Raw genomic sequence first — 12,868 nt, forward strand, 5'->3', positions numbered from 1 at the left:
TTGTTTGTGTGACCTGTGGACTAGCACAGTTCGAGGTTAGCACCGACACCCCCACCTGCCCAAGGCAGGTGGGGTGAGCTTCATCAGCCACCAGGGTAGATCGAGAAACATGAGACAATAGAGCAAACTCGTTCAACCCTGGAGATGCTGTACTGTTGCAACCCAAGTTGCCCTAACCCATTTAATAATGAGGGTTATCGATTTTGTCAAAGCTGTGGGGCGCCGATTTTGCTGCCATTGTTCCGAAACCGCTATCGCGTAATTCGACAATTGGGATACGGGGGGTTCAGTCGCACCTATGAAGCCAAAGATGTTGATCGGATGAATGATCCCTGTGTGATTAAGCAATTTATGCCCCAAGTTCAGGGAACAGCAGCGCGACAAAAAGCCACAGAATTATTTAAACAAGAAGCCCAGCGGTTATATGAGTTAGGGGAACATCCCCAAATTCCGGGGTTGATTGCCTATTTTGAACAGGATAGGCGACTTTATTTGGTGCAAGAATATATTGATGGACAGAATCTGTTGCAGGAGTTACAGCAAAAGGGACATTTTAATCCTGATCAGATTTATCAAATTTTGTCTGAATTGCTTGAGATCCTCCAGATTATCCACAACCGCAATATAATTCACCGTGACATCAAACCAGAAAATATCATGCGCCGTAGCCGCGATAATCAGTTAATCCTGATTGATTTTGGTGTCTCTAAACAGGTGACGGGAACTACCACGGTGGGACAGGGAACTACTGTCGGGACACCTGGATATATACCTATGGAACAGTTACGAGGTCAGGTCTACCCCGCTAGTGATTTGTATAGTTTAGGGGTGACTTGTTTGCGTTTGCTGACTGGGTGTTTACCCTCAGAAGATGGTAGAGATGACCTCTATGATGCTATGGAAGGGCGTTGGGTATGGCGAGAACGTTTACCAGCTAATGTTTCTGTCCCCCGACAGTTAGCAGAGGTTTTGGACCGCTTAACCCGGGATTTTGTTCGCGATCGCTATCAGTCGGCTCAAGAAGTGCTACAAATTCTTAAACAGCCCTATCCCTATCAGTATCAACCTATACCTACCCAGAACTATCAGCGCATTGTTCCACCGATCACCCAAAAATATACCCACGCTGCCACTCCCCCACCTCCCCCCAAAGTTACCCCTAAACTGAATCCTTATCAAAAGTTACAGGATCTCATGAAAGCCGGAAAATGGCGGGAGGCTGATGCTGAAACTTCTCGGTTAATGCTGGAAATTGTCGGTAGTCAGGCTGGGTGTTTTAGTACCGCACAAATAGCTACTTTTCCCTGTCGAGAGTTAAGGGAAATTAATCAAGTTTGGGAACAGGCTAGTCGCGGTCGCTTTGGCTTTGGGGTTCAAAGGCGGATTTGGGAACAGGTTAACCAAAACACATCTGAATTTGCTCAACGGGTGGGATGGTGCGATCGCCACCCATCAGATGATATATATGTCAAAGACTATGATCAGTTATCATTTTCTCTGAAAGCCCCCGAAGGTCATCTACCCGCCTTGAGTGTGATGGCTGGTCGAGAGTGGGATAGAACTCTATGGCTGCTGGAACATTTATTTTTAAGTGTGGAGGCTTGCGGACTTTGACAGACTATCACGGAAATATGATCACAATACAATTGTTCTGATCTGTCCCTGGGGAAATCTCACCCAGAAGTCCAGAAGGCTGATAGAATTGACCTTGAAGAGCATTTATGGAGGTTTTCATGTCTCAAGATACCCCTCAACCTAATGCTGAACCAACTTTTAGCCAAAAAATTCAAGCTGCTGTTAAGCAACTATATCAGCAGGCGAATACTTGTGTGGCGGAAAATAAACTTGAAGAGGCGATCACCTGTTATCGTCAAGTTACTGTCTTGGTCCCCAGTTGGGCTGATGCTTACCAAAAATGGGGTAATCTTCTGGTGAAAGCTGGTAGATTAGAAGAGGCGATCGGTGCTTATCAACAAGCTATTAAACTTAATCCCGAAGATTCCTGGTCTTATAATAGTTTGGGTGGGATTTTTATTAAACTTGAACGCTGGGAAGATGCTGTTCCAGTCTGTCAGCAGGCTATTCAACTAGACCCTAACTTTTTCTGGGCTTATAATAACCTAGGACAAGCTCTCAGTCAACAAGAACAATGGGAAGATGCTGCTTCTGTTTATCAAAAAGCATCTCAGATTAACTCGACTTTTTTCTGGACTTATAATAATTGGGGTGAGGCTTTAATTCAACTTGAAAGATGGTCGGAGGCGGTTACCGTTTATCAAAAGGCTATAGAAATTGACCCTAACTTTTGTTGGGCTTATAATCATTTGGGAGATGCACTCAGACACCTTAAACGCTGGTCGGATGCGGTTCCCGTTTATCAAAAAGCTGCTGAAATTAACCCTAATTTTTTCTGGACTCATAGTAATTTAGCTGATACCTTAGTCTATCTCAAGCGATCTGACCAGGCGATTCCGGTTTACCAAAGCGCCATCAAACTGAACCCCAATTCCCCTCAAACTTACTATAAATTGGCTAAGTGTTTACAGAAAGTTAAAAGGGTTGATGAAGCGATCGCTTATTTTCAAAAAGTTTTGGAACTAAAGCCAGATTTTACAACCGCACAGAATAAACTACAAGAACTGCAAAAAAAATCCGATGATCTGGAATCAAAAGCGCCTCAAATTTCCCATAATCTTGAACCTATTGATTGGCTCAAATATTACCCAAAATCAGGGGATTCAGTATCCTACATGATGCCTAAACCTACCCCCCCACAACAAGACTATAAAACCAAAACCTGGCAGTTTCCTGTCCCTCCACGTCCCCTGATGCTAGTATTTGCAGACAGGGGGGAGGACTACTATCTTGAATCTGGTAAAATTCAAATTCGCCTACTGTTAGAATCCCTAGAAAAAGCTAAGTTTTCTTTAAACCCAGGAAGCCGGATATTAGACTTTGGTTGTGCGTCTGGAAGAATGATGAGATTTTTAAGCGATCAAGCTAATACCTGCGAAATTTGGGGGGCTGATATTAATGCTGACTGCATTAACTGGTGTAAGCAATATATGAGGCCTCCTTTTCACTTTTTGACCTGTACCACTAATCCTCATTTACCCTTTGAGGATCGATATTTTGATTTGATTTATGCGGGTTCAGTTTTTACCCATATTGACGATTTGGCTGAGGCTTGGTTATTAGAACTTCGTCGGATTATTAGTCCTGGTGGTATGGCTTATATTACTATCCAAGAACAGCATCTGATGAATCTAATTAAAGACTTTAAGGAAAAGTGGTTATCTAATAATAATGTTTGGCCGCCAGATAAAAGGGCTGAATGTTTACAAAAATATGATGAATATAGTAAGTCGGATTTTGCTATGTTTACTTTGGGTCGAGATACGCGATCGCTCGTTTTTTATGACCTCGATTATTTCTGTAAGATGGTACAACCGTTTTTTCAAGTCATTGAAATTCGCCAAGAAGCCTATTATTGGCAAACCGCCATTTTACTACAACGTCAATAAATCTCTCTAGTCTGGATCATTAATTAAGAATAAGGAATCTCTAACAGGGATGACTGAGGAGGCTAGGCTGTTACTGTTCCGCCATGCGGTCTAGGCGTTCACGAATGGAGAGGTTGAGAAGCGATCGCAAAAATATTACCACCCCCACCCCAGCGATGACTAGGAAAAAAACAGCCCAGCCATTTTTACCAGCAATTATTAATAGTATTCCCGAAATCAGAGTAAATCCTGACCAACAACCATGAATCAAAGTTTTGAGGGCAAAATTAACCCGTTTCAAAGCGCGATCGCTTTCAATCGAACGAACCCTAAACTTAATTTCCCCTTCCTCAATGCGTTGTTCTAGGCGACTAATAAATAACTCAGCGCGGCTAGGTTGGTTGAATTTAAAATTGATAAAATCTCGCGCCTGTTTAGTCAACTCTCCCACTAAACTACCCCGTTCCTGCTTAGAAACAGTAACACTTTTAATAAAAGGTTGGGCGCAGTCTACCAAATTATATTCCGGGTCTAGGGCGCGGGCTACTCCGTCTAAAGTAGTTAAAGATTTCAGTAAAAATGTCATCTCAGCAGGTAGGCGAAAAGGCTGCTGTTCAAACATTATATAAAGCTCATCTTTAATCACATTAAATGCTTGAAAATCAATAGGTTTTTCCGTAAATTCATCTAACAAAAACCTGATCAAGCGCCGCACCGGAGTCATATCAGACATCGGTTCAACTAAACCAATATCAATCAGAGTATCAATCACCACATCCACATCTTTTCGCATCACTGCAAAAAAGCTGCGGATCATCTGATCCTTAGCCAAAGCCTTGATTTCAGCCATCATCCCGAAATCGTAGAAAATCAGACTACCATTAGAACTAACAGCAATATTTCCGGGGTGGGGGTCTGCTTGAAAAAAGCCATCCTGTAAAATCTGTTTAAGATAGCAACAAATCCCTAATTGATTAACTCGTTTAATGTCAACACCGCAGGCTTGTAGAGTTTTCCGGTCATCAACCTTAATCCCCGGCAAATATTCCAAAGTTAAAACTTTATGGGTGGTATATTCCCAGTAAACTTTAGGAACAATAATTCCCGAATAGTTATCAAAATTATCTCGAAATCTATCGGCGTTTTTACCTTCTTTAATATAATCAATTTCCTGATATAAAATCATGAAAAATTCATTATATATAGCATCGAGATCATAGAGTCTTGCCCAAGCAAAGGAACGTTGACAGAAGCGCATCACACGACGGACGGCTTGCATATCCAGATCAAAAAGTTCTTTAAGTCCTGGGCGTTGAACCTTAACTATGACCTGTTCTCCTGTATGCAATTTAGCCCGATGAACTTGTCCGAGACTGGCGGCGGCTAGGGGACGCTCATTAAACTCACGATAAAGGCTAAATAAAGAGTTACCCAATTCTGACTCAATAATAGCTACAGCGCGATCGGCACTAAAAGGAGGTACTTTATCCTGGAGTTTTTCTAACTCCGCCACATATTCTAAGGGCAGAATATCAGCACGGGTGGAAAGGGCTTGTCCAATTTTAATAAATGTTGGCCCCAGGTCAAGCATGGTTTGAATTAACCATTTTGCCCGCTTTTGTTTAGTGGCAGAGGCATTATTTCCCCAAAGCCGATCCCACCACAAATAGAACAGAAACGTCCCAGCGGCAGAAAAAACATCAATCTGTCGGGTGAGGGGTGAGTATTTGCTGCGCTGCCAACGGAGGGGTTTAGGGGTTTTCTGAGTTAGCATTCGAGGATTTCGGGCAATTTGTCTATTTTAGTCGCATTAGGTGTCGATTTTCTACTGAGCGCGAAAACAGGAGACATATTAGAGTCTCCTGGGATTTTTTTCCATAGATGACCAATCCTCATCTCAATCTAGGGTTCAACAATGACGGGAGTTCCCAGTTGCACTTTGTTAAATAGTGCTAACACATCCCGGTTAAACATACGAACGCAACCATGGGAAACGGCTTGTCCGACGGTTTCTTCATTGGGGGTGCCATGAAAACCTATGTAGTTAGTGCCATCAGTCCAAAATCCAATCCAGTGACTACCAAGGGGGTTATCTCGACCTGGGGGGATAATATCTCCATTTAGAGGATGTTCCCAGGTTGGGTCTTCGATCATTTGAATAACCTGATAGTGGCCGATGGGGGTTTCCCATCCGTTTCTACCAATGGCTATGGGATAGCTAGTGACAACACGCGCGTTGTTCATGACATAAACCCGACGTTCTCCTAAGCGAATAACTAATTCTAGTTGACTAGGAGAATATTGTAGCCAATCGCTGACATGATAGGCCGTGGCAAATTTTGGGGAAATTCCCGTTTTTGCCACATCTACTCCTGGGGTAGTAGTGGCAGCCATACTACTATAAGGCAGTAGTATTGATAATAATGATAGTAATATCATGGGACTGAGGGCCGGTGACAGAAATGTTCTGAACATAACTCTCAATAACTTACCTAGGGGTTTAAACAAGAAAATGGCGATCGCCAAGCGTGCTATGATTGGGGTATGGGTGTGCTAATAAATATCAAATCCCGTCAAGTTTTGTACCTGACAGTAAAAACCGTGACACAGTAAATCCACAAACTAGAATCATTAATAATTGCCGGTTTAAGTTAAATTTTCAGGAAACCAAAGATAGTTACTATTGTCAAGTTGGCTCATGTTAACAAATTCGGAAACAGGCGAAATGGAATATTTAGATGCTGGACAGATTTTTCCATTAGTTGATAGTATTTTGCCTTTTGAAGTCTGTCTTCATCATCGGATTTTGCCCATATCTCTCAAGGATAATACCCTTTACTTAGGTATGGTCGATCCTGATGATGAATTAGCCATAAATTATGCCCACCAGATATTAGCATATCTAAATTGCTCTGTTGTCAGTCAGCCGATTTCGGCTGAGAGCCATCGCTCCATTCTGACTGCTTATTTGTACCATAGCGAAAAACCCACCACCGAAAAAACTCCTTTAGATAACTCTCCTACCCCTCCCGATGAACCATTAGCCTCCGGGGAAACATCCCCGCCAGATTCCCCAAGACTACCAAAGGCTAAACAACCTCCAGCCTCAAAGATTAATGAAATGTTACCTAAGCTGGATCTTCGTCCCGAATACCTCAGTAGTCCCATAGAGCGACTGGCCAAGTTACCACCACCCAAGTTATTGGAAGAGTTACTAGCTAGGGTGTTGTTGGAGGGTATTGGCCGACTGTATTTTGAGAGGCAAGAATCCAAAGGACGGATTTTATGGAGCCAAAATGGTATTCTCAAGTCTGTTATTGATAATTTAGAACCATCGCAGTTTCAATGGGTGATTAATGAGTTAAAGCGGTTGGTGAAACTGCCTATGCTACCAATTTCCCAACCCAAACAGATAGAAATTGAGCGGATTTATTATAATACTCATCTGCTGTTGCGGCTGCGATTGGTTCCTGGGAATTATGGCGAGGAAGCTAATTTACAGGTATTACGAGGAGCGGCTTTAAAGTTTTATCAACAGCAACAACTATCAAAATTGAGTTTGGATGCTTTGCGTCTGGCTCAACAATTGCAAAGGAAACTTAATGACTTGCAAGGACATTGTAATTCCGCTAATCTCTCATCGGAAAATTTGCCTCTGCTGTACCAGCTACTTAAAAATGTCACCCATCAGGTGGATATGCTGATTAAAAATAGTGATTCCTCCCATACAGACTAATAAATAATGCACGAGCCTTAACCCGTGCATTTGAGACTTATATGGTGGTTAAACCTTTATTAGACTAGGCGGGGACTGCAACTGACTTCTCCGACCAGCGATTAACCGATTTACCAATAACCGATAGGTCTTGCATTAGTTGATCAAAATCTGCCGGAGTCAGGGATTGGGGACCATCTGACATGGCTTTGGCTGGGTTGGGGTGAACTTCGATCATCAGGGAGTCTGTCCCGGCGGCGATCGCCGCTCTAGCCATAGATGGAACGTGCTCCGCAAATCCCGTGCCGTGGCTCGGGTCAATCATAATTGGTAAGTGAGTGAGCGATCGCAATACCGGAATTACCGACAAATCAAGGGTATTGCGGGTATATTGGCGATCGAAAGTGCGGATTCCCCGTTCACACAGAATCACATTCGGGTTTCCCGCCGCTAAGATATATTCCGCAGCCATTAGCCATTCTTCAATAGTCGCAGACATACCCCGCTTCAGCAATACTGGTTTATCCTGAGCCCCTACTTTTTTCAGCAGCGAGAAATTCTGCATATTACGAGCGCCAATTTGGATCACATCCGCCACCTCAGACAACTTTTCTAAGTCGTCTGCGTCCATTAACTCCGTAATCACTCCCAGTCCTGACGCTTCACGCGCAGCAGCTAAAAGGTTCAGAGCGCTTTCTCCATGACCTTGGAAAGCGTATGGAGACGTGCGAGGTTTAAATGCGCCACCGCGTAAGAACTTCGCCCCAGCAGCTTTCACCCGCAGCGCCGTCTCCACGATCATTTGTTCATTTTCTACCGAACAGGGACCCGCCACCACCACTAGGGGACGATTTTCGCCAAAGTGAACTATTCCACTGGGAGTGGTAACAGCTACATCACTGGACTCGCCGTGACGAAATTCCCGACTAGCACGTTTGTAGGGTTTTTCGACTCGTAACACCTGTTCAATAAATGGGCTAATTTCCTGGAGTTGTAGGGGATCAAGACCTGCTGTTTCTCCTACTAGCCCGATTACAACTTTATGTTTTCCGACGATTTTTTCTGGTGTTAAACCCCAACCGCTGCGGAGTTCATCACTAAGACGTTCGATTTCGGCTTCTGGAGAGCCAACTTTCATTACAATAATCATGTAAACCTCACAAAATTGTCGCAGCCACCATTTTTGAGTGGCTAATAAAGGGTACAGACCTAATGTCAACTGTCCCTACGCGCTACGCAAGCATACAGCGCCGGATTCTTACCCAGAGACCAGCACAGTAGTAGATGTCTTTGGTCCTCTACTACTATGACTTACAGATACATTTAACCCCGAAAAATCTGGCCAGAGCCGGAAGTTTCTGAGTAGGGCACCATCTGAAGTGAAGTAATCACGCCAGATGATGTGTCACTCTAAGAGCCTTTAACAGTTAGGTTAAAAGCGCTATTGTTGAGTCCATTCTGGTGGTCTATTCAACTGCTCACTACAATATAGCTATAGTCAGCTACTTGATGCTTCAGCAAACCATCTTTGGCTATTGCTTAACTCTCTACTCAATAGACTACCATACTTAGAAAAATATTTCCCGAAATATCTGGTTATTACCAGTGAATCCCCCTCTAATCACCAACAGTCTGACGATCAGCTTTGCCCCGCGTCCCACAGGTAAAAACTCGTAGCCCCTCATCTCTGAGAGAAATCGCTCAGTGAATATCTCTATCCTGTTTGGTTTGGCAATTTTCACAAGTCTATTCCCTGATGTCAAGCCGTAAACTACCCACCTGATTTAAGCCCACATCACAAGTTTTATCTGAAGGAAAAACCTATCAACTTCTTGATAAACTTTAACCATCATTTTCCGCGTATTTAAGCATAGTCATAAACATTCCCCATCCCACTTTTTCAAGGTCAGCCAGACAGTGGTTTTTCATCATGTCTTTGACATTTAGATTCTCCGTCACAATGACTTGGTTTTCGCCTACTATCCTACGCGATCGCTTGTGTATAAAATCCTCACGACAGTTAGTGATTTTACCGTAAACTCTAGCGACTTTCTTCGTTCCGGCTTTATTAAGGCTATTAGACCCTTTCTGCTTTCGGGATAGTTGCTGTTGTTTACGCTTTAAATTCTTTTCATCCCCTACCTTTTCGGGTAAGGGAATTCCTGTAGGCTTTTTTAATTTTTGGGTGAACTTGGCTGGCGACTTTCTTTCCAAGCCTCTATCGCCCGCCCTAGGTTGATCTTAAATTCCTGCCAGCCGAGGAAACTCCCACTTAGGTTTTCGTCCCAGGAAGCCGAGAGAACTCCGTAGCTAAGACCCACCACACTCAAGCCAAAGCACCCCAGACTCACCAGCAAGACTGCTGTGTTGGGTAGGGGGAATATCTCATTGGTGACAATAAAATAACTGCCCACAAAGGTAGATATAGCCATTAACAGAGGAATACCGGATAAAACCACCATCCGGGACACCATCCGCTGACTGACTACTTCCGGAATAGTCATATCTTCCCGTCTAGGTTGACGGCGGGGCGCAGAGGTGTCCGATGTGCGGCTAGTTTTTGGGGTTTTAGCTACCTTGGGCGAAGCCGATTTATCCGATTTTCCCTGGTCTGAGGCGGCTGGTTTGCTACTTTCAGCCTGCTTTTTGCGGGTTTTTTTCGGTTCAAAGGGAAGTGGTTGGCGGGGGCGATCGGAGGACATGGTAGATTGTGAGTGCTGTGGGTGGGTTGACAGGAATTTGGTACGATTGGGTAAATCTGCTATCGGATTTAGCCCCGGATTCCCAAACGGGTGATCAGTTCGCGATAGCGTTGCTGATCCTGTTTATTAATATAGGCTAATAATCTTTTTCTGCGTCCGATAATCTGGAGAAGGCCACGACGGGAAGCGTGATCATGCTTATTGGCTTTGAGGTGTTGGCTGAGTCGGTTAATTCTTTCGGTGAGCATGGCTACCTGTAGATCGGAAGATCCGGTGTCTGTTTCGTGAGCTTGATGCTCGGCCATGATTTTTTGCTTATCTTGTTGTGTCAGAGCCATAGTTGAGAATTTTACGGTTGGTTAAATTTACACAATTCTTGATCTTAGCATATTGTAGCTTGGGCAGATGGTGCTGAGAAGAATTTATGCCTGGAGATGGATGGCGCTAGGTGCGATCGCCCTTTATAATTAGATCAGGTACTCTGGTTGAGTCTGGTTCTGGTAAAGGATTGCGGGTTAACGGGTTAACGGGTGATGGCGATGTCTGATACACACATTCACCACTAATGGATGCCTTGATATCTTCTCAACGAGTCCTGGTTATGGTTGAGAGTTGAATGGTTTATGGTTGAAACAACATCAGATGCGATCGTTTTGGGGTTTAATCCTCTACTGAAATTGGTATTGGTACTGTTGGGGTTAATCTCCGCTTTGATGGGTTTATGGCTACTACCAAAACTATGGCGAATGGCGATCGCTAAGTTGATTCCTGAAGAACGCATATCTAGTTATTCTGAGATTTTATCATCCTATAAAATCCCGGCTGCTGTCGCTGTATTGTTGGTGATCATTGAAATTATATGGGTTAATTCTCCCTTGAGCATCGCTCTAGGTTTCCTAGAAGTTATCATCAGTTTATCCCTAACCATTCTGCTCAGTTGGTTGGCTTCTCAAATATTTAAGAGATTTTTTGACTTATATATTATTGACGTAGCCTCAAAACAAGGTCGCAATATTAACAGTGAGTTTTTATTGGTAGGCAAAATTCTAGCCAACTGCGTAATTATTCTAGTCGCAATTGTTGTATTTGCTCAGACTCACCAAATTAATATTGTCGGATTAATTGCTAGTTTAGGGGTAGGTGGTTTGGCTGTCGCTTTTGCAGCTCAAAATACCCTCAGCCAAATTCTAGGGGGAATTGTTCTGTATCTGGATCGCCCGTTTGTCGTTGATGATTATATCGGTTTACCTGATGGGACTTTCGGGCGGGTAGAATCTTTGGGATTGCGATCGACCAAAATTCGCACATCAGGAAAAGGAACCATAGTTATAGTCCCTAATAGTTCCCTAACTCAACTCAGTATAGAAAACTATACCGGAGCCAGAAAAATTATATCCATCCTAGGATTAACCTTTCATTCTGCCATTGACTCTGAGGAACAAGCTCTCATCCGTCAAGTGATTTTAGAAAGCACTAAAAACACCTTTGGTATTGACCCTAGAGGCACTGATGTTAGCTTTAAGAATTTACAGCCAATCACCGGAGAAAACAAAACTCAAGCCCAAGTAACCTTCTTTATATTAGCTGCTAATCGTAATAACTTAGAACTGCGCCGTCAGATGCTCGATCTAGCCAGTCAAGACATTAGCATGAATTTACAGCAATACGGAATCGCCTTTGATATCGAAGATCAAAATATTTACGTTGATTCACCCATCACAGTCTAATTACAGTTAAAACGCTAAATACCATCATGTGGAACCCCATTGATCCTGATGCCGCAATTTTTGAGATTATTCAGGAATATTCTATTCCTAAGCCTCTGATTTTCATAATCTTTGTATTGATATCTTGCTTAATAGGAAAATACACCCCTAGCCTCATACAATATATTATTAGGCGGGCTATACCTATCAATGGAAAAGAAATTTCCGAGAACTTTGTGCGACCTATCCAACAACCTTTTAGGATGGTTGGCATTTTTACTCTGATTTCTATGTCAATGATTTGGTTAGAAGAAAATCGGGCTTTATATCGTTTTATTCGCCCCTTTGTTAGTCTAGCCCTAATTGCTAGTATAGCCTGGTTAGCCTCCCGGTTATTTAGGCAATTGGTGCGGATTTATGGTATTCCGATTATCCGAAAATATGGCATGGAAGTTGACGAGACTTTTTTGGTATTTGAAACCATTGCCAATGTTTTAATTGGATTTACAGCAGCGATCGCATTTGCCCAAAGTCAACAACTGCCCCTAGGTGCATTAGTAGCAGGGGCTTCAGTAAGTGGTTTAGCGGTAGCATTTGCCGCCCAAAGCACCTTAGAACAGATTTTAGGCACAATAGTTTTACGTTTAGATCGTCCGTTTGTCCGTGGAGAATATATCCGACTACCAAAACGTGGTGATGATCTTGAGGGTATTTATGGGAGAGTAGAATCTATTGGGTTACGGTCTACTAAAATTCGGATTGCAGCTAAGGGAACTTTGGCAATTATTCCCAACTCTAATTTAATGAGGCTGGCGATCGAAAATATCAGTCGTGGTAAAAAAGTGATGGTTTTACTATATCTGGATTTTATCACTCAACTTGACGATCGCGAACAGGCTTTAGTAGAACAAGCCATTAAAGAATGTACCGATTCAGTTTTTGGTATAGACCCCGGAAGCACCCAGATTTCCCTATTTAATTATGGAGAAACGGGTAATCTTCGCGCTAGGGTGACATTCTTTATTTTAGGTTCTAGTGAAAATGCCATTTCACTGCGTAAGAGTTTACTAGCATCAACTAATCAAAGTTTGACGGAAAGACTCAAGCGGTATGGCATTAAGTACAATATGCAAGAACCGAATATTTATGTTGAGTCTCCTGTGACGATTTAATATCAAGTCGGCTTGTATTAAGCCGACACTTTTTTGATGCCAATAAAAAACAAAGCCTCAATCTAATGAT

The 12,868-nt window shown here is 43.0% G+C and carries 11 protein-coding genes; 5 read left to right on the forward strand and 6 right to left on the reverse strand.

Annotation, left to right across the window (positions count from 1 at the left end; all coding sequences use genetic code 11):
- Positions 1-144: 144 nt before the first annotated feature.
- Both XZ46_RS10030 and XZ46_RS10035 read left to right on the forward strand, forming a co-directional pair.
- On the forward strand, positions 145-1,614 hold the full coding sequence (locus XZ46_RS10030) for a serine/threonine-protein kinase (RefSeq protein ID WP_006626148.1): 1,470 nt from the start codon (positions 145-147) through the stop codon (positions 1,612-1,614).
- 119 nt (positions 1,615-1,733) lie between these two features.
- Positions 1,734-3,524 (forward strand): class I SAM-dependent methyltransferase, encoded by a 1,791-nt coding sequence (locus XZ46_RS10035; protein ID WP_048895040.1) that lies wholly within the window; start codon positions 1,734-1,736, stop codon positions 3,522-3,524.
- A gap of 70 nt (positions 3,525-3,594) precedes the next feature.
- Here the strand turns inward: XZ46_RS10035 and XZ46_RS10040 are convergent, their stop codons facing one another.
- Complete coding sequence (locus XZ46_RS10040) at positions 3,595-5,277, reverse strand: ABC1 kinase family protein (protein ID WP_006626146.1); 1,683 nt, start codon at positions 5,275-5,277, stop codon at positions 3,595-3,597.
- A 128-nt stretch (positions 5,278-5,405) separates the two neighbouring features.
- Positions 5,406-5,897: a L,D-transpeptidase gene (locus XZ46_RS10045; protein ID WP_008050238.1), complete on the reverse strand. Its 492-nt coding sequence runs from the start codon at positions 5,895-5,897 to the stop codon at positions 5,406-5,408.
- Positions 5,898-6,201: 304 nt separating this feature from the next.
- On the opposite strand from XZ46_RS10045, the gene XZ46_RS10050 reads away from it, so the two are divergent.
- A complete protein-coding gene (locus XZ46_RS10050; RefSeq protein WP_006669268.1) occupies positions 6,202-7,239 on the forward strand; it encodes a GspE/PulE/PilB domain-containing protein in 1,038 nt (345 codons plus the stop codon).
- A gap of 64 nt (positions 7,240-7,303) precedes the next feature.
- Here the strand turns inward: XZ46_RS10050 and aroF are convergent, their stop codons facing one another.
- From aroF to rpsO, 4 genes are all read right to left on the reverse strand, one after another.
- Entirely contained in the window at positions 7,304-8,368 is a 1,065-nt protein-coding gene (gene aroF / locus XZ46_RS10055; RefSeq protein ID WP_006669267.1) for a 3-deoxy-7-phosphoheptulonate synthase, read from the reverse strand.
- Between the two features lie 692 nt (positions 8,369-9,060).
- Positions 9,061-9,432 carry a transposase gene (locus tag XZ46_RS10060; RefSeq protein ID WP_006626142.1) on the reverse strand — a complete coding sequence of 124 codons (372 nt, stop codon included), beginning with the start codon at positions 9,430-9,432 and terminating at the stop codon, positions 9,061-9,063.
- On the reverse strand, positions 9,393-9,920 hold the full coding sequence (locus XZ46_RS10065; RefSeq protein ID WP_006669266.1) for a PAM68 family protein: 528 nt from the start codon (positions 9,918-9,920) through the stop codon (positions 9,393-9,395). Before XZ46_RS10065 ends, XZ46_RS10060 begins: the two co-directional genes overlap by 40 nt.
- 68 nt (positions 9,921-9,988) lie before the next feature.
- Positions 9,989-10,258 carry a 30S ribosomal protein S15 gene (gene rpsO, locus XZ46_RS10070; protein ID WP_006617943.1) on the reverse strand — a complete coding sequence of 90 codons (270 nt, stop codon included), beginning with the start codon at positions 10,256-10,258 and terminating at the stop codon, positions 9,989-9,991.
- Between the two features lie 285 nt (positions 10,259-10,543).
- Between rpsO and XZ46_RS10075 the strand changes: the two genes are divergently transcribed.
- Both XZ46_RS10075 and XZ46_RS10080 read left to right on the forward strand, forming a co-directional pair.
- Positions 10,544-11,647, forward strand: coding sequence for a mechanosensitive ion channel family protein (locus XZ46_RS10075; protein ID WP_008050242.1), 1,104 nt, complete (start codon positions 10,544-10,546; stop codon positions 11,645-11,647).
- Between the two features lie 26 nt (positions 11,648-11,673).
- Positions 11,674-12,798 carry a mechanosensitive ion channel family protein gene (locus tag XZ46_RS10080; RefSeq protein ID WP_006626138.1) on the forward strand — a complete coding sequence of 375 codons (1,125 nt, stop codon included), beginning with the start codon at positions 11,674-11,676 and terminating at the stop codon, positions 12,796-12,798.
- Positions 12,799-12,868: the final 70 nt, after the last annotated feature.

Origin of the sequence: Limnospira indica PCC 8005, assembly GCF_000973065.1 — a bacterium.
Lineage (GTDB): Bacteria > Cyanobacteriota > Cyanobacteriia > Cyanobacteriales > Microcoleaceae > Limnospira > Limnospira fusiformis.